At 58.0% G+C, this 21997-nt stretch carries 24 protein-coding genes; 9 read left to right on the forward strand and 15 right to left on the reverse strand.

The window, feature by feature from the left end; genetic code table 11:
* Positions 1 to 43: 43 nt before the first annotated feature.
* The 4 genes from Q0Y21_RS02275 to Q0Y21_RS02290 are packed head-to-tail and all read right to left on the reverse strand — an operon-like array spanning position 44 to position 3919.
* A complete protein-coding gene (locus Q0Y21_RS02275) occupies positions 44 to 664 on the reverse strand; it encodes a DUF2894 domain-containing protein (RefSeq protein ID WP_297791132.1) in 621 nt (206 codons plus the stop codon).
* Positions 664 to 1317: an OmpA family protein gene (locus tag Q0Y21_RS02280; RefSeq protein ID WP_297791134.1), complete on the reverse strand. Its 654-nt coding sequence runs from the start codon at positions 1315 to 1317 to the stop codon at positions 664 to 666. Before Q0Y21_RS02280 ends, Q0Y21_RS02275 begins: the two co-directional genes overlap by 1 nt.
* Positions 1317 to 3230, reverse strand: coding sequence for a DUF802 domain-containing protein (locus tag Q0Y21_RS02285; protein WP_297791136.1), 1914 nt, complete (start codon positions 3228 to 3230; stop codon positions 1317 to 1319). The genes Q0Y21_RS02280 and Q0Y21_RS02285 overlap by 1 nt, the downstream gene beginning before the upstream one ends.
* Positions 3227 to 3919 carry a DUF3348 family protein gene (locus Q0Y21_RS02290; RefSeq protein ID WP_297791138.1) on the reverse strand — a complete coding sequence of 231 codons (693 nt, stop codon included), beginning with the start codon at positions 3917 to 3919 and terminating at the stop codon, positions 3227 to 3229. The genes Q0Y21_RS02285 and Q0Y21_RS02290 overlap by 4 nt, the downstream gene beginning before the upstream one ends.
* Before the next feature lie 227 nt (positions 3920 to 4146).
* Between Q0Y21_RS02290 and Q0Y21_RS02295 the strand changes: the two genes are divergently transcribed.
* Both Q0Y21_RS02295 and Q0Y21_RS02300 read left to right on the forward strand, forming a co-directional pair.
* Positions 4147 to 5118 (forward strand): DnaJ C-terminal domain-containing protein, encoded by a 972-nt coding sequence (locus tag Q0Y21_RS02295; RefSeq protein WP_297791140.1) that lies wholly within the window; start codon positions 4147 to 4149, stop codon positions 5116 to 5118.
* Between the two features lie 15 nt (positions 5119 to 5133).
* Positions 5134 to 5478, forward strand: a complete 345-nt coding sequence (locus Q0Y21_RS02300; protein ID WP_297791141.1) for a chaperone modulator CbpM — start codon at positions 5134 to 5136, stop codon at positions 5476 to 5478.
* Positions 5479 to 5487: 9 nt separating this feature from the next.
* Here Q0Y21_RS02300 and Q0Y21_RS02305 read toward each other — a convergent pair whose 3' ends face one another.
* Together Q0Y21_RS02305 and Q0Y21_RS02310 are read right to left on the reverse strand one after the other, a co-directional pair.
* Positions 5488 to 5664: a DUF6435 family protein gene (locus tag Q0Y21_RS02305; RefSeq protein ID WP_297791143.1), complete on the reverse strand. Its 177-nt coding sequence runs from the start codon at positions 5662 to 5664 to the stop codon at positions 5488 to 5490.
* Between the two features lie 76 nt (positions 5665 to 5740).
* A complete protein-coding gene (locus Q0Y21_RS02310) occupies positions 5741 to 6706 on the reverse strand; it encodes a nitronate monooxygenase family protein (RefSeq protein ID WP_297791145.1) in 966 nt (321 codons plus the stop codon).
* A gap of 120 nt (positions 6707 to 6826) precedes the next feature.
* On the opposite strand from Q0Y21_RS02310, the gene Q0Y21_RS02315 reads away from it, so the two are divergent.
* The 3 genes from Q0Y21_RS02315 to Q0Y21_RS02325 all read left to right on the forward strand — a co-directional run bounded on the left by Q0Y21_RS02315 (position 6827) and on the right by Q0Y21_RS02325 (position 9436).
* On the forward strand, positions 6827 to 7561 hold the full coding sequence (locus Q0Y21_RS02315) for a thioredoxin domain-containing protein (protein WP_297791147.1): 735 nt from the start codon (positions 6827 to 6829) through the stop codon (positions 7559 to 7561).
* Between the two features lie 114 nt (positions 7562 to 7675).
* The gene (locus Q0Y21_RS02320) at positions 7676 to 8689 is read left to right on the forward strand and encodes a rhodanese-related sulfurtransferase (protein ID WP_297791149.1); all 1014 of its coding nucleotides are present in this window, start codon (positions 7676 to 7678) and stop codon (positions 8687 to 8689) included.
* Between the two features lie 18 nt (positions 8690 to 8707).
* Positions 8708 to 9436, forward strand: a complete 729-nt coding sequence (locus Q0Y21_RS02325; protein ID WP_297791151.1) for a DUF481 domain-containing protein — start codon at positions 8708 to 8710, stop codon at positions 9434 to 9436.
* Positions 9437 to 9487: 51 nt separating this feature from the next.
* Here Q0Y21_RS02325 and Q0Y21_RS02330 read toward each other — a convergent pair whose 3' ends face one another.
* The 5 genes from Q0Y21_RS02330 to Q0Y21_RS02350 all read right to left on the reverse strand — a co-directional run bounded on the left by Q0Y21_RS02330 (position 9488) and on the right by Q0Y21_RS02350 (position 15922).
* Positions 9488 to 10435 carry a DUF523 and DUF1722 domain-containing protein gene (locus tag Q0Y21_RS02330; protein WP_297791153.1) on the reverse strand — a complete coding sequence of 316 codons (948 nt, stop codon included), beginning with the start codon at positions 10433 to 10435 and terminating at the stop codon, positions 9488 to 9490.
* Between the two features lie 82 nt (positions 10436 to 10517).
* A complete protein-coding gene (locus tag Q0Y21_RS02335; RefSeq protein WP_297791155.1) occupies positions 10518 to 12767 on the reverse strand; it encodes a glycosyltransferase in 2250 nt (749 codons plus the stop codon).
* Positions 12768 to 12769: 2 nt separating this feature from the next.
* Positions 12770 to 13822: a lysylphosphatidylglycerol synthase transmembrane domain-containing protein gene (locus Q0Y21_RS02340; protein ID WP_297791157.1), complete on the reverse strand. Its 1053-nt coding sequence runs from the start codon at positions 13820 to 13822 to the stop codon at positions 12770 to 12772.
* A 23-nt stretch (positions 13823 to 13845) separates the two neighbouring features.
* Complete coding sequence (locus Q0Y21_RS02345) at positions 13846 to 14505, reverse strand: GntR family transcriptional regulator (protein ID WP_297791158.1); 660 nt, start codon at positions 14503 to 14505, stop codon at positions 13846 to 13848.
* Positions 14506 to 14566: 61 nt separating this feature from the next.
* Entirely contained in the window at positions 14567 to 15922 is a 1356-nt protein-coding gene (locus Q0Y21_RS02350; protein WP_297791159.1) for a S41 family peptidase, read from the reverse strand.
* Between the two features lie 212 nt (positions 15923 to 16134).
* On the opposite strand from Q0Y21_RS02350, the gene gloA reads away from it, so the two are divergent.
* Positions 16135 to 16683: a lactoylglutathione lyase gene (gene gloA, locus Q0Y21_RS02355; protein ID WP_297791161.1), complete on the forward strand. Its 549-nt coding sequence runs from the start codon at positions 16135 to 16137 to the stop codon at positions 16681 to 16683.
* On the opposite strand, the gene Q0Y21_RS02360 is transcribed toward gloA, so the two are convergent.
* Complete coding sequence (locus Q0Y21_RS02360) at positions 16684 to 17619, reverse strand: EamA family transporter (RefSeq protein WP_297791162.1); 936 nt, start codon at positions 17617 to 17619, stop codon at positions 16684 to 16686. It lies immediately after the preceding gene.
* An 82-nt stretch (positions 17620 to 17701) separates the two neighbouring features.
* Complete coding sequence (locus tag Q0Y21_RS02365) at positions 17702 to 18064, reverse strand: helix-turn-helix domain-containing protein (RefSeq protein ID WP_297791164.1); 363 nt, start codon at positions 18062 to 18064, stop codon at positions 17702 to 17704.
* Between the two features lie 172 nt (positions 18065 to 18236).
* On the opposite strand from Q0Y21_RS02365, the gene Q0Y21_RS02370 reads away from it, so the two are divergent.
* The 3 genes from Q0Y21_RS02370 (at position 18237) to Q0Y21_RS02380 (ending at position 20352) form a co-directional block, all read left to right on the forward strand.
* Positions 18237 to 18848, forward strand: a complete 612-nt coding sequence (locus Q0Y21_RS02370; protein ID WP_297791166.1) for a glutathione S-transferase family protein — start codon at positions 18237 to 18239, stop codon at positions 18846 to 18848.
* Between the two features lie 38 nt (positions 18849 to 18886).
* The gene (locus Q0Y21_RS02375) at positions 18887 to 19087 is read left to right on the forward strand and encodes a 4-oxalocrotonate tautomerase family protein (RefSeq protein WP_297791168.1); all 201 of its coding nucleotides are present in this window, start codon (positions 18887 to 18889) and stop codon (positions 19085 to 19087) included.
* A gap of 74 nt (positions 19088 to 19161) precedes the next feature.
* Complete coding sequence (locus Q0Y21_RS02380; RefSeq protein ID WP_297791170.1) at positions 19162 to 20352, forward strand: benzoate/H(+) symporter BenE family transporter; 1191 nt, start codon at positions 19162 to 19164, stop codon at positions 20350 to 20352.
* 58 nt (positions 20353 to 20410) lie between these two features.
* Here Q0Y21_RS02380 and Q0Y21_RS02385 read toward each other — a convergent pair whose 3' ends face one another.
* Together Q0Y21_RS02385 and Q0Y21_RS02390 are read right to left on the reverse strand one after the other, a co-directional pair.
* Positions 20411 to 20680, reverse strand: coding sequence for a ComEA family DNA-binding protein (locus tag Q0Y21_RS02385; RefSeq protein WP_297791172.1), 270 nt, complete (start codon positions 20678 to 20680; stop codon positions 20411 to 20413).
* A gap of 433 nt (positions 20681 to 21113) precedes the next feature.
* Positions 21114 to 21836, reverse strand: coding sequence for a GntR family transcriptional regulator (locus Q0Y21_RS02390; protein WP_297791174.1), 723 nt, complete (start codon positions 21834 to 21836; stop codon positions 21114 to 21116).
* Positions 21837 to 21997 lie beyond the last annotated feature (161 nt).

A 21997-nucleotide genomic window follows, 5' to 3' on the forward strand; every position in this document is an offset into this window, starting at 1 on the left:
GCGTTCTGCCCGAAAAGCCTCCGGAGTTTCCGGAGGCTTTTTTTTATCCCTTCCTTCCCAGTCGTTCCAGCGCCAACAGCGTATCCGCGTAGTTCACAAAGCGGTTCAGATACTCCGGCGACAGCTTCTCCATGGCCGCAATCGCACGGCTGACCAGCCGGTGGGAGTTCATCGGGCCGGCGTTTTCCGGGGTCTGTTCGATGGCCTGGCGGATGCGATCCTGAAGGGCCTGAGAGCCCTGATCTGCCTGCACTCTGGCCATGGCCTTGAGTGGGCGTGGCGAACCATTGGTTACCGCAGTGGGGGCCGGACCATCCTGTTCACCGAAGATAAGCTTTTCCATGGGTGAGGGCGAGGCTTGTACCTGTGTATCGGGCGCCTGATTCAGGGTATCCAGCAGAAGCTGCAATGGTGAGGGTTGTCCGGTCTCGGCAGGTTGTTCCGGTTGTTCTGAACCAGATTGAGGTTCGGATCTGGCCTGATACTCCGCCACAGCCTGCGCGAGCTTCTGCCAATGACGGGTGTCCTGCAGTCCTTTCGCCCGCAGCCTTTGCTCCAGAACTTCCAGATAGCGGAAACGGACCGGGTCCAGCTGATCCGCACCGGAGCCCCTGAGGTCAGCCAGTTGTTGCTCCACGGTGGTCGCTTCCGCAGCGGCAGACATCAGTTCCCGGCTCCGTTATCGGTTTCGGCGGCCATAGCGGGAGCGCGCGGCACCGTGCTGATCTCCACTCGCCGGTTCTGGGCCCGGGATTCGGCATCCACATTGGGCACCGCCGGGTGGTGGGGGCCAAAGGCCGCGGCAAAGACCCGGTCTTCGGGAAGGCCAAGTTCCATGAGGGTACGGGTGACGGTCAATGCCCGCTGGGCAGACAGTCCCCAGTTATCCTGATACCGGTTGCCACGGTGCATGGGCAGGTCGTCGGTGAAGCCGCTGACCATCAGCAGCTCATCGTGTTGGGTCAGGTAGGTCTGCAGGGGCGCAACCAGGGATTGCAGCACGGCCACGCCATCCGCCTGTAGCTGATCCGAGTTCAGCTCAAACAGCACATTGCCGCTGATACCGATACGGCCATCCCGGAACGTCACCAGGCCTTTGGTGAGGGGATCTTCCAGTGCCTGCTCCAGCGCCATACGGCGCTCTTCCTCTGCCACCCGGCGCTCCTTCTCTTCCGCCAGGGATTGGCTGAGTTCCAGTTGAACGCCGATCACCCACACCAGAATCAGCACCAGAATACCCACCAGCGCCGCCATCAGGTCAGAGAAAATCGCCCAGATCGGTGTGGACTGCTGTTCGCCGCCTTCCAGGTGCTCCATCAGTTGGCTCCGGCAGTCTCTGGCTGTCCCTTGCGCAGGGCGGTGACGGCATCGATAACGTCTTTCTGGGAGCTGACAGACAGATCGATGACCTCGCGGGCCTGCGCCACGTAGTAGGCCAGTTGTTCATCGTGTCGGCTGCTGGCGTTGTCCATCGCCTTCTGAATGTTCGCCAGGCTTTCCTGCAAGGTGCTATTGGAGGTGCTGAATAACTCTACTGCCTGGTGGAAGGCTTCGCTGAGGGCACCCACTTCCTGGCTGCTGCCGGTAATATCGTCGCCCAGTTTGCCAAGCTGCTGGCTTTGCTCCTGAATCAGGGTGTTGAAACGCTCGCTGATCCCGGTGAGGGTGTCACCGGCGCCGCTGATCAGGGAATCCACCGCCTGGCGCTGACTGTCGGCGTTGCTGCGCTGGGATTCCAACAGGCTGTCCAGTTCTTCGACCAGTCTTTGTCGTTCCTCCAGCAACTCGTTTTCCCGTTCGCTGTTACGGGTCATTTCACGTTGCAGCTGATTGATCACTTCGGCGGCGGCTTTCGGGGTTTCCGAAGCCGTTTCTATCAGCCGGGTCATGGGCGCTTCCAGCCCCGTGCCCAGGCGGGATAGGTGGTTTTCTACCGTCGCTTCCAGTTGCGCCAGTCGTTCAGTGGCTGCTTCGCCTCGGGTGGCCTCCTGGTCCCGGAGTGCTGTGAGCTGTTCACTGATTCTGTCGATCAGCGTATCCAGGCCTTGCTGCTGGTTGCTCGCCATCTGGCGGCTTTCCTCGCGGAAGACAGACTGATACTGCTGAAGCTGGTCACGCAGATCAGCCATGAAGGATTCTGCGCTCTGCTGCTGTTGCTCCAGGCTCTTTTGCCAGCGCAGGGCGCTCTGTTCCGACGCCTCCTGCTGGGCCGCCAGGTTTTGCTGCCAGCGCTCTCCGGCGTCAATCGTGGTTGTCTGGAAGGCTTCGGCAATGTCGGCCAGCTGCTGTTTGGTGGCATCAGACCAGCTCTGGTGCAATTCCCCGGCATCGTCGCGCAGGCGGGTCATCGCCTTCTCTACAATCGGTTCCACGCGTTCTGCCGCGAGGCGGGTACTGGCGTCCAGGGCCGACTCCAGCGACTGTGCCACGGAATCCGCCAGTGTCTGGTAATGGTTTCCGACAGTGCTGTGGAATTCCTGCTGATTGCGTGTCAGGGATTGCTCAAGGGTCTGGCCCAGCTGTTCCATGCGGGCGGTCATGGCCTCCATGGCAGACGCCAGTTGCGGCAGAGCGCTGGCCTGGGTTTCCAAAGCCTGGAACGCCTGCTGGCGCTGGTAGTCGGCCGACAGATGATGCAGCCGCTGGCGCAGGGTTTTGTCCAACTGGCGGGAGACCAGCAACCGCTCGCGTCGGCTGAGAGTGGAGGCCAGCCCCAGCATGGCCGAAGCGGCCACACCGGCAATGGAGGTTCCGAACGCCAGGCTGAGTCCGGCAATAGGCGCGGCCAGGGCACTGCGAATCACACTCAGCTCGGTACTGCCGTCGAGTGCTGAGGCGGCACCATTGAGGGTCACAATCATGCCGGCAAAGGTGCCGAGCAGGCCCAGCATTACCAGCAATCCGACCAGATAAGGCGTGAGCTGCGGGCTGGGCAGCGCAGCGGAGTGGCCGTCGAGGCGTTTCTGCACCGCAAACTGAACCGGTTCCGGCAGGCCGGACAGCCAGCTGTCGACCTGTTCGCGGCTGTTCGGGGCAGAGTTCAGGCGTGTAGCCAGCTGGTGAGTGGTCCGCCGGAACCCGATCAGTTCAGCGAAGCCCAACCCGTACACCGCTGCAATAATGGCGGTCACGGACAGGGCCAGCAGGTCGGAGCCGAGAAAACCCCGGCCAATCCAGGCCACTACGGCCAGGCCGATGGCGAATGCGAGAACGAAAAAAAGTCTGGTCATGGTGAATCGCTAACCTCGTTGTGGCAGGCCTCCAACAAACCCAGCACCGGCTCCAGCCGAACGTCCAGTTCAGCGAGTAACAGAGTCTGCGCTTCCTCGCAGTAACGGTGGAGCCAGTCACCGGCTTGGGTGCCCGATTCCGGGGATTGCTCAGAGGCTGTCTTCAAGGCCTGGAACCGCTGCTCCAGTACCTTTGAAATTTGGGAAAAACACTGGCTGGTATAACCGGCCATGGTGTGATCAAACACCGAGTCCAGCTCTGCCAGCCGGGCCAGGTTCTGGCCCTGCTCTTTCATGGTCTTGCGTACCTTGTCCCGCAATTGGCGGGTGGTGGCCGCGATTTTACGTTGCAGTGTGAGCCAGGCGTTCAGGTAGGGCTCATGCGCAACCGGAACTTCCGGCTCAATCTCATCCCCGTAGCGCTGAACTCGCTGAATCAGAGCCCGGCGTGTGGTGGCCAGTTCCCGCGACAGTTGCTCGATGACGGAACCCTGAACCATGCCGGGCTGACCGCCGCGAAATGCCAGCGCCGAATCCAGGTTCATGGTGTCCCCAAGCCCGAATAAGCGGCCCAGGCGCTCGGAAAGACAAGGCAGGCTGTCATTATCAACCTTGCCTTCTACTGGCGTCGCCAACTGTACCAGCCGTGACCGGGGATGGCCGGTTTGTCGGGGTCGTGCTTGAGTCATGGGGTTGGTGCACCGTTTGCCATTATCACGGGGAGCGTACATTGCCGATAGTCGGCGGGTGCCTATACTAATGGCTATTCAGGGGGAATGATAATGACCGTTTCTTAGTGCGGTTGCTGCCTCCAGACCCAGGCGTGCATCTGCCAGCACCTGATCCTTGTATTTTCGCCGTCAGCGTCAACTATAAGTACTTAGAGATCCATCTTTGGTCAGCTGTGAGGAGATCCATGGACTTCAAAGACTATTACGCCGTCCTCGGTGTGAGCGAGTCTGCCTCCCCCGAGGAGATCAAAAAGGCCTACCGCAAGCTGGCGCGGAAGTATCACCCGGACGTCAGCAAGGAAGAGGACGCCGACGCCAAGTTCAAGGACGTGGGCGAGGCCTATGAAGTCCTGAAAGATCCGGAGAAACGGGCGGAGTACGATGAGCTGCGCAAATACGGTGCCCGCCCGGATGGTTCGTTTGAGCCGCCGCCCGGATGGCAGAGCGCATCCGGATTCGGGCGTGGCGGCTACACGGAGGCCGATGCGCGGCAGTTCAGTGACTTTTTCGAGGAGATCTTCGGTGGCGGCCGTGGCGGTTTTTCCAGCCAGGGATTTGGCGGCGGTGGATTCCGCCAGAGTGCCCGCATGCGTGGCGAGGATGTGCACGCCAGGCTCCCGCTGTTTCTGGAAGAGATTTTTCACGGCTGCGAGAAACAGGTGTCGTTTACGGTCCATGAAGCCGACGATCATGGCCGGATTGTCGCCCGCCAGAAGAACCTGAAGGTCAAGATTCCCGCCGGTATGCGGGAAGGGCAGCATCTGCGTCTGAAAGGTCAGGGCTCGCCCGGCATGGGTGGAGGCGAACCTGGTGATCTGCTGATCGAGGTGGAACTGGCGCCGCACCCTCTGTTCAGTGTTGAAGGTCGCGACGTGGTGGTGACGGTTCCCGTTGCTCCCTGGGAAGCCGCGTTAGGTGCATCCGTTACGGTGCCAACGGTGGGCTCCAAAGTGAACGTGAAAGTGCCCAAGGGTTCCTCCAGCGGGCGCAAGCTACGGCTCAAGGGTAAGGGATTGCCGGGCAAGCATCCGGGTGACCAGATCGTGGTGCTGCAGATCGTGATGCCGGAGCAGCACACTGACGCGGCCGAAAAGCTCTATCAGCAGCTGGCCGAGGCGGAGAAACACTTTAATCCGCGCAGCAAACTTCAGGTGTAAGCGGGGGAGCAGGGCATGACCAGCAAAGATCCGATTCAGACCGTAGAGGTGGTCGAGCCTCAAATGACACTGACGCTGACCGAAATTTGCGAGCGCGGTGAGTGCCACGCCGAATTTGTTATCAAACTGGTCAGCTACGGTGTCATTTCGCCGGTTGAAGACATCCCGGAGGAACGCTATTGGCAGTTTGATCTGGCAGCACTGGCAAGGTTGCGAAAGGCGCTGCGGCTGCAGCGTGACCTCAAGATGAATCTGCCCGGATTGGCGATGTCTCTGGAGCTGCTTGATGAAGTTCAGGATATGCGCCGTGAGGTGAATCGCCTCAACCAGCAGCTCCGGCAACTGATGGGGGAGTGGTAGCGCCCCCCTTCATTGCTCCCGCTTTTCCAGAGCCTGTATTTCCGCGTAAATCTTCTCTGCTTCTTCCATGAGCGTGCCATGGGTGCGCAAGTCGCCATTGCGCTGAGCATGGAGCGCTTTGGCGAGCTTGTCTTCGTAAGCTTTTTGCAGCTTTTTCTTCGGATCGCCTTTCAGAAATCCCAGCATGGTATCGGCCTGTTTCTCTCAATGTTCTGAAAGCTTACGCTTCTCAGGCCCAAAAGTTCACCGGTATTGTCCGGGTTTAACCGCACAGGGCCGATTTGGCTGAGAGAAACTCGTCTCTTAAACGGGCTACCAGGGCCTCCACCGACAGCACATCGTGAATCTGGCTCACGCCCTGGCCCGCTGACCAGACGGTTTTCCACGCCTTTGCTTCGTCATCGATGGGTTTGAGCTTTTCTCCATAGTTGATATCGCCGGCCTGGTGCAGTTTATCCATCGGGAACCCCGCCGCTTCCAGGCTCTGGCGCATGAAACTCGCCGGAATGCCGGATACCGCCGGAGTGTGAATAATATCCGCCGAAACTGCTTCGATGATCATGTTGCGGTAGGCGTCTTCCGCCTGGGACTCGGTTGTATTGATAAAGCGGGTGCCCATGTACGCCAGGTCGGCACCCATGGCCTGTGCCGCCAGGAGATCCTCACCGTGAGACAGTCCCCCGGCCAGGATAATGGCGCCATCGAATACCTCGCGGATTTCGTGCACCAGCACAAACGGGTTGATGGTGCCCGCATGACCACCGGCTCCAGCCGCGACGGCGATAATACCGTCCACGCCGGCTTCGGCCGCCTTGCGCGCATGCTTCTGGTTCGTCACATCATGAAATACCAGACCACCGTAACTGTGCACTGCCTCCACCACCTGGCTCGCCGCCCCCAGCGAGGTGATGACGATGGGCACCTGATGTTTGACGCACAGCTCCAGGTCGGCCTGCCAGCGGGGATTGGTTTTGTGAACGATCAGGTTTACCGCGTATGGCGCGACCTGCTGATCCGGGTTCTGTTCCCTGTACGTAGACAGTTCCCGGTTCATCTGGATCAGCCATTCCTCGCATCCCTCACTGGTGCGCTGGTTCAGTGCAGGAAAGCTTCCGACAATGCCCTGCTTGCAACAGGCCAGCGCCAGTTCCGGACCGGAGATCAGAAACATGGGTGCGGCAATCAGGGGCAGGGATAATGTATTCCTGAAAGATTCGGGCAATGCCATGAGTATTCCTTAATTTTTGTTGGAACTTTTGTAGGATATAAAGGATCTTAGCGTGCTCACCAATCCCTGAACACAGACTTTGACAATCAATAACACATCAACGAATAAAAAGGAGTTCTTATGGGTGAAGCCAAACGACGCAAGGAAACCGGTGCCCCTCCACCCAGGAAAGGCAATAACCGCAAACCACTGATTGTCGGTGGTTCGATCCTGGTTGTTGTGCTCGCCGTTATCGGCCTGTTCTTCCTCACCGCCACACCGGATCCGACGTCCAGCGAGTTGCCGGTGGCTGCGCCGAACGCGGATGCCTTCCCCTCGGAGCTGGATCGTTACGGCGTTTCCGTGGGCGATGCTGAAGCCCCGGTGGTGGTTCGCGAATTTGCTGATTACCAGTGCCCGGCCTGCGGTCGGTTTTCCGATGCCAGCCAGCAGCTGAAAGAAAAGTATGTGGAGTCAGGGCAGGTGCGGTTTGTCTACTTCGATCTGCCCCTGCAGCAACACCAGAACGCCATGCCGGCGGCCCAGGCGGCGCGGTGTGCCGGTGACCAGAGCGCTTACTGGCCGATGCACGATCACTTGTTTGACAAGCAGAGTGAGTGGAGTGATTCGGGTGATCCGGTAGCGACCTTTACCCGCTACGCCAACGAACTGGGGCTGGAAGAACGCCGCTTCCGCCGCTGCATGGAAACCGAACTGCACCGGGAAGCTATTGAGCAGAGCCGGGAAGTGGCCATGCAACTGAAGGTGACCAGCACGCCGACGGTACTGGTCGACAACATCCGCCTGACCCGGCCGGGCTGGGGGCAACTGTCTGCCGTGGTGGAGCGTGAACTGGCGGACAGTAACCAGGATTAACTTGATCAGACCGCTCAGTTGGTTAAAATCTGCGCCCTCCCGCAATCCTGGTTTTGCGGGAGGCTGACGCAAATACATGCTCCGGATTTACGGTCCGGCCCGCAGGAGAAAACCATGAGCAAAGACGTTGTCGTCTGCGCGCTATACAAGTTCGCAGTGTTGAATGATTACAAGGCCCTTCGCCAGCCTTTGCTGGACCTGATGCTGGAGAAAGACGTGCACGGCACCCTGTTGCTGGCCCGGGAAGGCATCAATGGCACCATTGCCGGCAGCCGCGAGGGGATTGATGCCATCAAGGGATGGCTTGGTTCCGATGAGCGTTTTGACGGCATTGATTACAAGGAATCCTTCGTGGATATCCAGCCGTTCAAGCGAACCAAGGTGAAGCTCAAGAAAGAGATCGTCACCATGGGGGTCGACGGCATCGATCCAAAGCGCATCGTCGGCACCTACGTGCAGCCGAAAGACTGGAATGATCTGATTTCCGATCCGGACGTAGTTCTGGTGGACACCCGCAACCAGTACGAGGTGGAGATCGGAACGTTCAAAAATGCCGTCAATCCGGCCACTGACACTTTCCGTGAATTTCCCGAGTATGTGCAGCGCAATCTGGACCCTTCCAGGCACAAGAAGGTCGCCATGTTCTGCACCGGTGGTATCCGTTGCGAGAAGTCCACAGCGTTTTTGAAAGAGCAGGGCTTTGAAGAGGTGTACCACCTGCAGGGTGGCATCCTGAAGTACCTCGAAGAGGTCCCGGAGGAGCAAAGTCTCTGGCAGGGTGAGTGTTTTGTCTTCGATGATCGTGTCACCGTCAATCACAAGCTTGAGCGCGGTGAATACGACCAGTGCCACGCCTGCCGGCGTCCGATCACCGAAGAGGACAAGCAGCGCCCCGAGTATGAGCAGGGTGTGAGTTGCCATCAGTGCATTGAGTCGCTGACGGAAGAACAGAAAGCACGGTTTGCAGAGCGTGAGCGGCAGATGCGCCTGGCGGAAGAACGTGGAGAAGCCCACGTGGGCGGCGAGGCGGCCCGTATCATCGCCGAGCGCAAGGCTCGCAAGAAAGCGGAGCGCGAGCGTCAGGCCCGCAATAGCCTCGCGGGGGAGCAGGCCGGAAAGTCCGCGTAAGCGTAACAAGGAGATTTCATGGGATTGAAGCAGGCAACGGCGATTACCGCGATTCTGATGGCGCCACTGGGAGTGGCGGAGTCGAAAGACTGGTCAGGTGAGGCGGAACTGGGGGTGCTCAAGACCACGGGTAACACCGAGGAAACCAACGTCAATGGCCGTCTGGGCCTGGTACAAGAGGTAACCGACTGGCGTAACATCGGCGACTTCCGTTCAACCTATTCCGAGGCGGAGGACCAGACCACGGCCGAGCGCTACCGGGCCGAACTGGAAACCAACTACAAGTTTGACGAATACCAGTACTGGTTCCTGCGGGGAGGTTATGAGAACGACCGGTTCTCGGGCTACGACTTCCAGTCATCCGCCACCACCGGTTACGGTAATCGCTTCCTGCGCTGGGGCGAGGGTTCGTTTCTCGACCTGTCGGCCGGTCTTGGTTATCGTTTCAACAAGCTGGAAGAGCCTGACGAGAACGGAAACCGCGAGGAAGAAGGGGCGATTGCTCGCCTGGCAGCGCAGTTTGATTTTGCCCTGTCCGAGACATCCCTGTTCCGTCAGACGCTGAGCTCGGAAATCGGTCTGGACGAAAACAATGTCATCACCGAATCGGAAACGTCGCTGCAGGCCAGTGTCGTGGGCAATCTGTCACTGAAAGTGGCGTATCGGGTCAAGCACTCGTCCGATGTCCCGGCCGATTCTGACAAGACCGACACCGAAACGTCCCTGTCACTGCTCTACGGTTTCTGAAGACCGCGCCATTAAAAAACGGGCCCCGAGAGGCCCGTTTTTTGTTGGTGGCTATACCTTGTTGCGTAACCCCAGCTCGTCAGGGTAAGGCGTGAGATATTGCTGGGTGAGCAGGTAATCCACCGGTTCCCGCCGTTGTGCCATGCGCAGCAGGGTCATGGGAACCACCAGTGGAATCTCGCCACGGTGGTAGGCCTCGATCTGCTCCATCAGCACCTTTCGATCCTCGTCCGCCATGGAATCCCGCAGGTAACCCATCAGGTGTTGCATGGCATTGACATGGGAGCCACGACTGACTTTCTGGCTCATGGCTTCCATGAAGCTGTGTATATAGCGATCGGCCAGTTCCGGCAATGGTTCGGACTTCAGGTCGCCCAGCATTGGACCAAGCTGGCGATAGATGCGTTCCGAATGCGCCAGCAACTGGAACTTGTGGCGGGTATGGAACTCGATCAGCGCCTGGGGTGAGAGCTTGTCGCCTGCCACGTTCTGCATCCAGTCGTCGTAGGCGAATACCCGCTCAATGAAGTTTTCCCGCAGCATGTCATCGTTCAGCCGGCCTTCTTCCTCAACGGGCATCAACGGAAAGGCCTTGATCAGCGCCTCCGCAAACATGCCGCGACCATCACGATGCACCACCCGGCCTTCCTCGTTATGGATCTTGATACGCTCCATGCCGCAGCTGGGGGACTTTGCCATCAGGATGTAGCCACGAAGGTTGGCCAGTGAGGGTATCACCTCGTCAATGAAGGACTGCATGGCTTCGGTGTGGTCAGCCGTCCCTTTGGTTTCAATCAGGCGCAGTCCTTCCGGGTAATCCCGCAGGTGAATGGCCGGGCGTGGCACGCCCAGACCGGCCTCCAGTTCGGGACAGATCGAACGGAACTCAAAATGCTTCGAGAGCACCTGAGTGCAATAACGGGAATGCTTGTGGCCGCCGTCGTGGCGAACCTCCTTGCCCAGCAGACAGGTGCTGATTCCAACTGGTATTCCGCTCACGTGAGGCCTCCGATGGTGAATCGTCAAAGGAAATACGTGATTGCAGTGTAAATCGATCAGAGGGCTCTGTGGAAACGTATTTCTACTCACTACCGGAGGTAGTGGGTGAACGGCGCCGTTTCTTGGCGGTCAGCGCCAGGGTGGTCGCGTAGATGTCGTGAACATCCCGGGCAAACTGCTCCACAGAAAAGTCCCTGGCAAAAGCGAGTGCCTGTTCCGCCAGTGTCTGTCTCAGCTCATCGTCCTCAAGCAGGCGCTTCGCCTGTGCGCACCACTGGTCCTGCCTCTCCGGGGTTTTGAAGCCGTTGAACCCTTCACGGACAACATCTTCAATGCCGCTGGAACGCACGGCTACAACCGGCAGACCGGCCGCCATGGCTTCCAGGATCACCATGCCCTGGGTCTCGGATTTGGAGGCAAACAGAAATGCATCGCCGAGCCGGTACCAGATTGCCATGTCCTCCGGTGGTACGGAGCCCACCAGCGTAACGTGTTGTTCCAGGTCGAGATCCCGGATCTTGGTCTGCAGACGGTCCCGTTGATGACCCTCCCCGATCATCAGGAAACGGAAAGGCACGTTCGTTTGCTGCCGCAATGTGTTAATCGCCTCGATCATGAAGTCGATGTTTTTCTCGTTGGACAGCCTGGACACGCTGATAAAGACTTTCTCTTCTTTCAGATTCAGCGATTGGCGTAGCTCGTCTATGTCGTCCTGGCTCACTTGCTGGAACTGGTGATATTCGATGCCGGTTGGTTGAACAAACGTCGGAGTCTTTACCCCGATCATCCGCAGGTACTCTTCCGTGGAGTAGGTCGGCACGATGACGCCATCGCACTTGTTGGCAAAATGCTTGATCAGTGCATGGGAAATCAGGTTGCGGAACAGCATACCGGGTAAGGGCACGAAGTGGGCGTAATGTTCCAGCCTCGTATGGTAAGTATAGATGGCAGGCACCTTTAGCCGTCGCGCCATGAAGAGGCCCAGGGATCCCAGCCAGATAGGGTGGTGCAGGTGAATAATGTCCGGACGGAAAGATCGCACCCCCTTGCGGATGCGGGCCAGGAAAATATTCGCCAGCCGGAATTCCCCTTTCTGCCCCATGGCGAGCAATGAGGGCACCCGCAGTACCTGTTCTTCCCCCTCGGGCTGATCCTTGTATCTGGGCGCGACCACCAGCAACTTGTCACCCAGGCGCTCAAGGCCCCGCCGAAGCCGCTCGATCGAGAGCGGAACGCCACCAATAAATGGCAGGTAGTTGTTGGTAAACATCACCACTTTCAGCGATTTCTCCTGCCAGGGCGTCGGGTCCAGATCGTAATCCGGGTAGTAATCCTTGCTGACAAAGATGGCCGCATAGAGCTTGATGGTAATGGCCGCAAAAAGCGTGACGATAAGGGTGAAGTTGATATAGCCGGTGTACAGCAGGGAGTAGATAAAGAACCAGAGACCTTCCAGGCGCTCGAGAATGGGGTGCTGGCCAACCTTCATGCGCTGGAGGGAGTGGCTGATGTCGCCATTCGGGCTGACATCCACCCGCACGAAATGGTAGAAGCTGGAGTCGTTATTCAGAACCAGTCCACCGGCGCCACCGGTGGTGATAAAGCGGGTATCCCCCACCTGACGGTCCGAATACAGGGAAACGTTGGCGGAGAACACAAGGTCAATGTTGTGTTGTTCTACGGTACGCAGCAGTGCTTCCCGAAATGCTTCCGGGGCCAGGTAGTCGTCCCGCTCGTCGAACGGCGCATCGACTTCCGGCTCTACCGGTGGGTGGCCGATAAACAGAATCCGGGCGGCTGACGTATCCTGGCTTAACAGATCGTCCAGCCAGCGCATTTGCCATTGCCAGGAGGTTTTGCCGGTGCTGTCCAGAAAAATCAGCCGGCTGTTGCCCGCCAGGATGCTGTAAAAGTGCGGCCCGAAGTGGTCATAGAACCGGAAACTGCCAAACTCCTCATACTCATGAGCGCCAAAGGTGAGCAGGTAGGGAATCTTAAGGTGGCTGAGCGACCCGTACAGGGCGCGGTACTTGTCCTCACCGCCACCGCTGACAGCATTGCCCGCCGACACCATGAAATCGATGCCGGAGCGGTTGAGTTCCGGGATGATCCGGTCCTCGAAAATCCCCACGGAGTTATTGATATTGCCAACCACGGCGAAGCTGAAAGGGGTGTCCTTCTGGATTTTCTGGTGAATCCGTTCCACCTGCTGGGTGTGTATGCCGTCGAAGTCTTCCAGAAACAGGTTCAGGTAGGCCTTATACCCAACCAGCAGGAGCACGATCGCCAGGCACAGGTAAAACAGCCATTTCAACGGGTTTCGGAAAATCATCCTTATTTCCTGCGGTTCTTGATAAGTTCCCTCTGGAGTACCACCAGACCGATCAGCATGCCCAGGTAAATAGTCAGCAGGCGCCAGCTCACGATCACCAGAATCAGGTGGTTGCCCGACAGGATATCCCGGAAGAAGCTGCCAAAGACACCCTCGGAGATGCCGGATGCACCCGGGGTTGGCGCGAAATACATGATGAATGTAGTCACCACCAGCAACCCCAGGGAAATCAGGTAGTCCACATCGTAGCCCAGTCCGTGGATAAGCAGGGCAGGGAAACTGAACAGGCTGAGGAGGAAGATCATGGTGAACAGAATCGACAGGCAGATAAACAGCGGGCGCCCGCCGAGGTAGTCGCGGAAACTGCGTGAGAACCTCAGCATTTCCCGTCGCGCCTTGAATTGCCAGTGCCGGTGCCGGTCGTCACTGAGCAGATGGAAGTGATGGAGTCTTTTTAGAAAACGGCTGAGTGGCCGGATCAGCCAATGGGTACGAAGCAACAGAACGGTGAAGAAACCCAGGTAGATCAACACGAAAACGGCCAGTGCCATCCCCACCTCACCGGCAATGGTGTTGCCATCCAAGGCATCGAGAGTGACCAGGCAAACCGGTGTCAGGGAGAATATAAAAAACACCGCCAGAACCGTCCGGATGGTGGTGGCAGCGGTGGCCCGCCCGACGGGTACGCCGTGATGATGCAGGTACCAGATCTGTGCGAAGCCGCCTCCCGTGGCCATGGGCGTGACATTGGAAAAAAACAGGTTGAGGAACACCAGGCGGAACATTGTCCCCAGGGGCATCTGATGTCCAAGTGCCTTCAGGGTGAAGTACAGCCGCAAGCCGTCGGACAGAAAATAGATGAACAACAGTCCGCCGACAGCGGCCAGCATCTGAGGGGACAACAGGTTCGCATCGAAGCTGAAGCTGCGTTCGGCAAACACATCGTAGACAACATACAGGCCGATAGCCGTCAGTGCGATAAACGCCAGGCTGAAGACGGTCAGCCTTCGCCAGGACGAACGTTTTGAGTAGTTGACATCGGTTGCGTCAGTCATCGGGCGCCCGCTGGATGCGCGGCCTAGGAGGCCAGGGCCTGCTGGATCAGGGCTTTCTGATGCTCGGCAAACTTATGTACCAGAGCCTGGGCCTTGTCGGCATCCCGTGCCAGAACCGCCTGTGGCAGTTGGGTAAAGAACTCACTGGTTTGGGCCAGCCCCTGACGGTAGCGTTCCGCGCTGAGGTAGTAGGCACGGCTCACCGCCGGCTTGAAATTGGAGAGGGCTTCAGTGAGGTAGGGATTCCGAGCCACTTCACAGCAGACTTCCATAACTTCGAAACTGGCTTCCACCACCGCCGCAATATTGACCGATGGCTGTTTCATCTGCTCAATGACCTTCCCGACGACATCCAGCATCCGGGGCTTATCCGCTTCCTGCCATCGCTCACACACCTTGGCTGCCAGCATCAGTAACATGTGCATGTAGACGTCATACAACTCAGACGCATGCTCGGCATCCAGACGACTCGCCGACGCCCCCTTGCGTGGTGTGATGTCCACCAGGTGCCAGCGCTCAAGGGTATAAAGCGCCTCCTTGACTGAGGCACGGCTGACCTTCAGGTCTGTGGCGGTGGTGGCTTCATGAATCCGTTCACCGGGCCGGATCTGGCCAGTCATGATGCGTTCGGCGAGATAGTTGGCTATTTGCTCGGCAAGGGTATTGGGAACCTGAAAATCCATAAGGGCTCTCTGAACGGGATGTAAAAGCCGAGTTTATCACAGCCTTACAACTTCCGGCCGGCTATGCTCCATTCCGATCCTGCCCCAGCACATGGTCCAACATCGGGTCCCGGCCGGCTTCCCGGCCACGGTGATCCAGGAACCTCAGGCGAATGTGGGGCGGGATGCCCGCATCTTCGTAGATCTCGCCATCAGAGGCCCGGTAGATCTCGTTCGACAGGGTAAGTTCCCAGCCGTTGGGCAGGTGGCGCTCCAGAGTGTCTGAAAGGATGCCATGGGTGGGCTCGCCTATTAACGTCACGCGGGGATGTTGCAGCAACGCAAGCACGAAAATTTCAGCAGCGCTGGCAGTGAGCTCGCTGGTCAGCACGAACAGGTTCCCGCGATAGGTCCCGGCGGTGGCGGGCGCGACATGGATCGCCTGCCGGCCGGTGTAACCGTTGCCCTGCCGGGCGGACTTGGTGAAGGCCAGGCGTTTCCGGTCCATCAGGTAGGAGGCGAAGCAGAGCGCCACGCCGTCGTAGCCGCCACCGTTACCCCGTACATCCACCACCAGATTGGGCAGGTGGCCCACGTTTGCCAACACCTGTTGCATCAGGGCGTGGATGGCGGCCAGGTCGTCCGCCGGATAACCGATCCTGCCGCTTTGGCCCGCCATAGCCTGGATGTTGAGGTAACCGGTGTCGTCGCTCAGGCAGCCCCACTCAACCAGGTGATTGCCGCCATGGTGGATGCGGCCAGCCAGATAGTCGTAGTGAATCACCTCGCGGAGCCACGCTCGCAGCCCGCCCAGGTAGCTGTCGATATCCTCCGTGGTGTCAGCCGCCTCCAGTTCGTCGTCCAGGCGCTTGAAGATAGCCGGCAGGGGGCCGGAGTTGTACTGTCCCCAGGGCGAGTGCAGGTGGACGTGGCCGTCCCGCAACAGGTGAAGCATGGCCACCACGGTGCCGTAAAGTACCTCCGGGTGACTGTCCGGTTTGATTCTGGGGCGAAAATCCCGATACGCCTGGTGCCAGTCCACGCCCTTGAGGTCGAACAGAGCGTATTGCTCAGCAAACGTGTGCCAGAAAACCTCGAAATTGTACTCGGGATCCTGCGGTTTCCGGCCGCGGCTATCGGCGACAGTTGCGGGCAGAGTCGTCAGGCGGCGAAAACCGATCCGGGTTACCCCCGTTGCCCGGTGCGCGCTGAAGGCCTGTCCGCCGGGGGATACCCTCAGGGTATCATAACGCTCACTTAACTCATCGAGCGACCCGGAAAACAGCGGCAGGCAACTGATCGAGGTTTCCTCGAAAAAAGTGTATTGGTCTTCCTCGATCAACAGCACCTTGCCATAGCCCAGGGATCGCCAAACACCTTGCAGGTGACTGAAATCGGTTGCAGAGGGGGACCTCTCGGTCCGGCGGGCGCTTCTCATGGCAAGAGTCCAGAATGCAGGAGGCTGAAAACGTCGTCGACTATCAACTGAGGATAGCTCAGTCCGCTAATCGTCGCTGGCGGTCATCCTGAGGGGTAGTGCGGATCCCTGATTGGAAGCCCGCGCTCAACGCTTTATCATCGGGTTCAGTCACCGCCTTAAGGGCGACCTGGTTAATATTTGAATCCTGAACGCATAAAAGGGAGCACCCCATGCCCAAGCACTTCGAACAAGCCCCAGGCCTGCACGAAGCATCAGTGCCCGAGACCGAAGGCTATGTCTTCAACCAGACCATGCTGCGCATCAAGGACCCCGAGCGCTCCATGGACTTCTACACCCGGGTAATGGGCATGCGCCTCGTCAGAAAACTCGATTTCCCGGAAATGAAATTCACCCTGTATTTCCTGGCCTACCTGGACGACCGCCAGGCCAACACCGTGCCCACGGACGATGCGCACAGAACCACCTTTACCTTCGGCCGTGAAGCCATGCTCGAGCTGACCCATAACTGGGGCACAGAAGGCGAAGAAGGCTTTGGCTACCACAACGGCAACGACGAGCCCCAGGGCTTCGGTCACATCGGTGTTGCAGTGCCGGACGTCTACGCCGCCTGCGATCGTTTTGACCAGCTCGGTGTGGAGTTTGTGAAAAAGCCGGACGACGGCAAGATGAAAGGCCTGGCGTTTATCATGGACCCGGACGGCTACTGGATCGAGATCCTGCAGCCGAACATGCTGGAGAAACAGCGCAAGGACAGCTGATCAGTCAGTGTCGGCAGTGCCGGGAGCCTTCCCGGCGCTGCTCCTGGACGCCACAATGACCGCAGTCGTGAGAATCAACGCCCCCGCGATACCGGTCACCCCGAGTACCTCCCCGAGAATCACCCACGCCAGCAGCGCCACAAACAGCGGCTCCAGGGTCACAATGATGCTGGACAGGGTCGCCGGTGTGGTTTTCATGCCGGAAAAGAAACAGACATAGCCGATGCAGGTTGGCACCACGCCGATGTAGGCCACCATCAGCCAGTGCCTGGGTTCCAGAGTGGTCAGCCCGTTAAAACCGCCGGTTAGCGCCACCACGGGCAGCAGGATCAGCGCGGCGGTCAGGAAACAGATATAGGCCGTGGTGAACACCGGCGTGCCAGCGGAATTGTAACGGCTGGTCAGGGTGAACCCGGTATACACCACCGCAGCGAGCAGGGCCATCAGGATACCCGCCAGTCGAAGCTGGCCGGAGGTGTCCATATCGCTGATCACCAGCATACCGGTCCCCATGATCGCCGCGATCAACGCCAGCACCGTCACCAGACCAGGACGCTCACCCAGCAGTGGTGCCGCCATAATGGCCACCAGCACGGGCGGTAGGCAGAGCGCAATCAGCGTGGCAATGCCGGCGCCGGTCAGATCAACGGCCAGCAGGTAACTGCCCTGATAAAACGCCTGGAATAACCCCAGCGCCGTCAGGGGGATCAGGGCCTTCAGGGTCAGGTCTCGGAGAGAAATGGCCGATGCAGTGCCCGCCAGATCACGTTGTTCACGGCGCATCAGAACGTAGAAGAAGGGTAATGCGACCACCAGGCGCAGGAAGCCCAGGGTGATGGCCTGCAGCTCCGTTCCGGTGAACAGGAATTTCGCCACAATGCCGGTCGTCGCCCATAACAGGGCCGCCAGGGCGATCAGTATTGCACCGTGAATCATCGGGTAACCACCACGCTCTCTACCTCAATCCCTTGTCAGCAGGGCGAGAGGTTAACAGTGCGTTGGCGGGTGTGCCAGTCGGTCAGGTTTCAGTATCGGTTGTGTCGTTCAGCTCTTTTAAGCGATGTCCCACATTCACAATCGCTTCTATGGCAGGTTTCAATTCCTGGCCGAGCTCAGAGAGACGATATTCCACGCTAGGTGGAGATGTCGGCTCCACACGTCGTTCCACGACTCCATCCGCCTCCAATCGCTTCAGGCGGGCAGTCAACATCTTCGCCGAAATGCCGGGAATGTCGGCTTTCAGTTCGGTAAATCGCCGCGGGCGTTGGCTCAAATACCAGATGATATTGGGTGTCCATGCACCTCCGATAATGGACAGGCACTCGGTGAGGGGGCACCTCTCGGGAGGTGCCTCAACACGATTTTTCCGGCGTGGAAGCACGTACAGATCTCCTTGACTGAGGTAATGATTTTACCCAGGGATGACTGGTTACCAGGAGGTAACCGCTAAATGCAGTATACATTATAAACTACATATACATTGGTAACTCTCCTGTCTAGACTCGATTTCGAAGTTCGGAAGACCAAAAGCAAGTATCTGACAGGAGGTTTTTATGTACACGCTTTACTACATGCCCGGTGCATGCTCACGGGCCATTCATGCTCTGTTAAATGAACTGGATGTGCCTGTAGAACTTGTGGACCGTAACCAGACGGACCATTTCGATCACGTCAATCCCATGGGCCAGGTCCCGGTTCTGGTTGATGGCGACCTGGTACTTCGCGAGGGCGTGGCCATCATTTTGTATCTGCTGGAGAAGCACAACAGCGCCATGTTGCCTGCCCAGCAACCGGCACGAGCGCGATTCCTGCAACAATTGCTGTTTGCCAACGCCACAATGCATCCGGCCTACGGTCGCCTGTTCTTCATTTCGCAAGCGATCACCAATGAAGCCGCGCAGAAAGAAGCGTATGAGAAAGCCGGCGCAATGATCTCCAACCTATGGGCAACAGTGGAGCAACACCTGGAGAGGAACCGCTTCATGTGCGGAGAAACCCCAACCGTTGTCGATATGATGCTGGCGGTCTACGCCAACTGGGGGGAACTCTTCCCGGTAGATATCCAACTGGGTCCAAACGTCAAAGCTCTGGTTGAGAGGGTCCACGCCCACCCCGCCTTTGCGCGCGCTGTCCAGATTGAGGAAGCGCAGCAACAAGCCGTTTAACCCGGAGTCCATTCTTTTCTTCAGCAGGAGGTTGAACCATGCCATATGTCAATATCCGCGTGACCGATACCGGTGTCACCAAAGAACAGAAAGCCAAGCTCATTGAAGGGACCACGCAACTTCTATTCGACGTCCTCAATAAAAACCCGGCCAAGACCTTTGTGGTGATTGATGAAGTCAGTACCGATAACTGGGGTGTTGGGGGAGGGCAAATCTCCGAACGTAGGAAAACGGGTTAGTAAAGGGGGGGGCTTGGCCCCCTTTTGGTTAGGACGACGCTGTCAGCAGGATGCTGGCAAACTGGGGTAATTGCATGAGCTTCGTAAAAGACCTTTCAATATCGGCGATCAATGCCGGCTTCGTAACCGTTCTCGTGGGCTTCACCAGCTCAGCTGTCATCGTCTTCCAGGGAGCACAGGCCTTGGGTGCTACACCTGAGCAAATTGGATCATGGATGTTGGCTTTGGGCATTGGGATGGGGGCGACCGGTATTGGCTTGTCGCTCTACTACAAGATGCCCATCGCCACCGCCTGGTCCACGTCTGGCGCCGCCATGCTGATTACCAGTGCAGCGGGCGTATCCATGAGCGAGGCGATCGGAGCTTTTATTATTTCGGGTGTCCTCATCACGCTCTGTGGGTTTTCCGGCTGGTTCGAACGCGTAATGAACCGCATTCCAAGGTCCATTGCTGCCGGTATGTTGGCGGGTATTCTGTTGCAATTTGGGTTGAATGCGTTTGCGTCCCTGAACACCGAGTTCATCATGGTCTTGTCCATGCTGGGTTCCTATCTCGTTGCACGGCGAATGATCCCACGTTATGCCGTCTTGGTACCTTTATTGTTGGGCGCTGCTATCGCTGGCATGCAAGGGACGTTAGATTTCAGAGGGGTAGACTTGGCGCTGGCGACACCCGTATTCGTGGCGCCGACGTTTTCATGGCAGGCAGCCATCGGGGTTGCGCTACCGCTGTTCGCAGTGACCATGGCCTCACAGAATGTGCCTGGTTTAACCGTACTCAAGGCTTCGGGTTACAACGCGCCGGTTTCCCCTCTGGTCGGATGGACTGGCGCCACTACAACGATACTTGCGCCCTTTGGGTGCTACGCCCTCAATCTTGCGACGATTACCGCCGCCATATGCGTGGGCAAAGAGGCACACGAAGATCCATCCAAGCGTTACGTAGCAGGTGTAGCGGCAGGTATTTTTTACACGGTGGTTGGACTTTTCGGTGCCACGGTCGGCGCCCTTTTCGCGGCTTTTCCCAATGAATTCATACTGGCCATTGCCGGCCTTGCCCTGATTGGTACGATTGGGAATGGTCTGGCCACGGCGCTTAACGAAGAAACTGACCGAGAACCTGCGCTCATTACCTTTCTTGTTACCGCATCCGGTGTCACGCTGTTCGGTGTGGGGGCAGCGTTCTGGGGAATGGTGGCCGGGGTGCTATCCATGTTTATCCTGAAATACCGTCCTAAAGCGATTGAATCCACGGACAGTGCATAGAGCCTAATGTTCATAGGTCGGCTTACCAGCGGGATTCTCCCGCTGGTAATTGCGTGTTCTACTTGACGGTGAGGCTGTCAGCGTTCTTCTCAATCGTACGCTCACCAATGCCTTTCACATTGGCCAGATCCTGCGGTGCCTGGAAAGGGCCGTTAGCTTCGCGGTAAGTGACGATGGCTTCTGCCTTGCTTTGGCCGATGCCGTTGAGGCTGGCCAGGGTTTCGATGTCGGCGGTGTTGATGTTGATCGCAGCGGGCTCGGCGTGGGCAAAGCCCGTGAACAGGCTGAACAGCAGAACCAGTGTGGCAATCATCGGGGTGCGTTTCATGGATTCGAACTCCTGAGTCTGAAAACTTTCGTTATGGTTAGGTGCCAGAACGCAGTCAGCTGGAAGTTCGCTGTGAGGGCGATTGCCGCAAGTGGAAATAAACGGGTAGGTATGCAAAAGTGCACGGAACAGGACCACATTCCATGTGGCCCCAAATCCGTGGCTGACCCCCGCCTGATCCTTCAGGCTGCACACGTCCTGTGCGCTTCATCCATGGTGGTCGTCCCTGTCAGCCCGTCTCCCTGGGCAACTCCGGATCCGTGGAGTTATCATCCCTGCGCCAACTTCCCTGCTGGCTTGTCATCCCTGACAGTTGTCATTCTACAGGGGACTGGGGTTGTACAAATCGGAGATTCGCTCTCGATGATGTGCGATATCTCCTACAGATCTGTGAGCCCATTGAGTAGGCGTAAAATGAACCTGGGTTCAGTATTTACGCGCTCTCCGGAGCAATTTTTCGCCCGCCACGATGGGCTTCTGCAGCCTCACGAATTCGCTCCATGGTGATTTCCCGAACGGCCTTTTGGGAGATGCGAATGTGCCGAGTGAGTTTGTCCGCTGCGTCGGTTGCATCACCTGCTCGAAGTGCCGCTAGAATTTCTGAGTGTTCTTTGTAGGTCGCGTCCACCCGATCATCCCGGGTGAAGTCCAGCCGGCGGATAATCCGCAAACGGTCGGTAATTTCCCGATGGATACGGGTCATTTCCCGGTTACCGGCGGCAGCGACCAGATCGCAATGGAAACTCTCGTCCAGTGCCCGAACGGTGCTGCCGACAGCACGCTCTGAGGGATGATCCGGGTTCCAGATCGCCGTCAGCGTTCGCACGGCCTGGGGTTGTTCGTCGAGGGCGCAGATCTTGTGCATTGCAGCCCGTTCCAGCGTTATACGAAGATCGTAAAGTTCCTCGACCTGCTGGAAATCAAACGGCTTGACCTGCCAACCGCTGCGAAACAGGACCTCTACGTAGCCTTCCCGCTGCAGCCGGTAAAGAGCCTCTCGCACGGGCGTCCGGCTGGCGCTCAGTCTGGTTCCGACATCGCCTTCACTGAACTTGTCACCAGGAATCAAGCGAAACTCAAAGATGTCATCCTTAAGGGCTTCATAAACCCGGTCGGCCATGCTTTCTTTGCGTTTAACGGTTGTTTTGCGAGTCATATCTTTGGCCTTGCGATGACTGTGGCATTCTGGCTTTGGGGGCGGCGGCGATGGGGGGAGTCTTTTTTAAAAACGTCGCTTGAACTCGCTTTGCTCAGACAGGCGACGTTTTTAAAAAAGACTCCCCCCACCACCGCTACATACTCCTGTGCTGGAGTCCC

The organism is uncultured Marinobacter sp., assembly GCF_947259545.1.
GTDB lineage: Bacteria > Pseudomonadota > Gammaproteobacteria > Pseudomonadales > Oleiphilaceae > Marinobacter.

What these genes read in the sequence shown, in the direction of transcription:
- Q0Y21_RS02305 (WP_297791143.1), bottom strand. Translation starts at nt 5,664, where the DNA reads ATGCTGGGATTTCTGAAAGGCGATCCGAAGAAAAAGCTGCAAAAAGCT.
- Q0Y21_RS02285 (WP_297791136.1), bottom strand. Translation starts at nt 3,230, where the DNA reads ATGACCAGACTTTTTTTCGTTCTCGCATTCGCCATCGGCCTGGCCGTA.
- Q0Y21_RS02390 (WP_297791174.1), bottom strand. Translation starts at nt 21,836, where the DNA reads ATGACTCGCAAAACAACCGTTAAACGCAAAGAAAGCATGGCCGACCGG.
- gloA (WP_297791161.1), top strand. Translation starts at nt 16,135, where the DNA reads ATGCCCAAGCACTTCGAACAAGCCCCAGGCCTGCACGAAGCATCAGTG.
- Q0Y21_RS02315 (WP_297791147.1), top strand. Translation starts at nt 6,827, where the DNA reads ATGGGTGAAGCCAAACGACGCAAGGAAACCGGTGCCCCTCCACCCAGG.
- Q0Y21_RS02345 (WP_297791158.1), bottom strand. Translation starts at nt 14,505, where the DNA reads ATGGATTTTCAGGTTCCCAATACCCTTGCCGAGCAAATAGCCAACTAT.
- Q0Y21_RS02385 (WP_297791172.1), bottom strand. Translation starts at nt 20,680, where the DNA reads ATGAAACGCACCCCGATGATTGCCACACTGGTTCTGCTGTTCAGCCTG.
- Q0Y21_RS02310 (WP_297791145.1), bottom strand. Translation starts at nt 6,706, where the DNA reads ATGGCATTGCCCGAATCTTTCAGGAATACATTATCCCTGCCCCTGATT.
- Q0Y21_RS02280 (WP_297791134.1), bottom strand. Translation starts at nt 1,317, where the DNA reads ATGGAGCACCTGGAAGGCGGCGAACAGCAGTCCACACCGATCTGGGCG.
- Q0Y21_RS02275 (WP_297791132.1), bottom strand. Translation starts at nt 664, where the DNA reads ATGTCTGCCGCTGCGGAAGCGACCACCGTGGAGCAACAACTGGCTGAC.
- Q0Y21_RS02335 (WP_297791155.1), bottom strand. Translation starts at nt 12,767, where the DNA reads ATGATTTTCCGAAACCCGTTGAAATGGCTGTTTTACCTGTGCCTGGCG.
- Q0Y21_RS02370 (WP_297791166.1), top strand. Translation starts at nt 18,237, where the DNA reads ATGTACACGCTTTACTACATGCCCGGTGCATGCTCACGGGCCATTCAT.
- Q0Y21_RS02340 (WP_297791157.1), bottom strand. Translation starts at nt 13,822, where the DNA reads ATGACTGACGCAACCGATGTCAACTACTCAAAACGTTCGTCCTGGCGA.
- Q0Y21_RS02375 (WP_297791168.1), top strand. Translation starts at nt 18,887, where the DNA reads ATGCCATATGTCAATATCCGCGTGACCGATACCGGTGTCACCAAAGAA.
- Q0Y21_RS02380 (WP_297791170.1), top strand. Translation starts at nt 19,162, where the DNA reads ATGAGCTTCGTAAAAGACCTTTCAATATCGGCGATCAATGCCGGCTTC.
- Q0Y21_RS02360 (WP_297791162.1), bottom strand. Translation starts at nt 17,619, where the DNA reads ATGATTCACGGTGCAATACTGATCGCCCTGGCGGCCCTGTTATGGGCG.
- Q0Y21_RS02300 (WP_297791141.1), top strand. Translation starts at nt 5,134, where the DNA reads ATGACCAGCAAAGATCCGATTCAGACCGTAGAGGTGGTCGAGCCTCAA.
- Q0Y21_RS02350 (WP_297791159.1), bottom strand. Translation starts at nt 15,922, where the DNA reads ATGAGAAGCGCCCGCCGGACCGAGAGGTCCCCCTCTGCAACCGATTTC.
- Q0Y21_RS02320 (WP_297791149.1), top strand. Translation starts at nt 7,676, where the DNA reads ATGAGCAAAGACGTTGTCGTCTGCGCGCTATACAAGTTCGCAGTGTTG.
- Q0Y21_RS02290 (WP_297791138.1), bottom strand. Translation starts at nt 3,919, where the DNA reads ATGACTCAAGCACGACCCCGACAAACCGGCCATCCCCGGTCACGGCTG.
- Q0Y21_RS02325 (WP_297791151.1), top strand. Translation starts at nt 8,708, where the DNA reads ATGGGATTGAAGCAGGCAACGGCGATTACCGCGATTCTGATGGCGCCA.
- Q0Y21_RS02295 (WP_297791140.1), top strand. Translation starts at nt 4,147, where the DNA reads ATGGACTTCAAAGACTATTACGCCGTCCTCGGTGTGAGCGAGTCTGCC.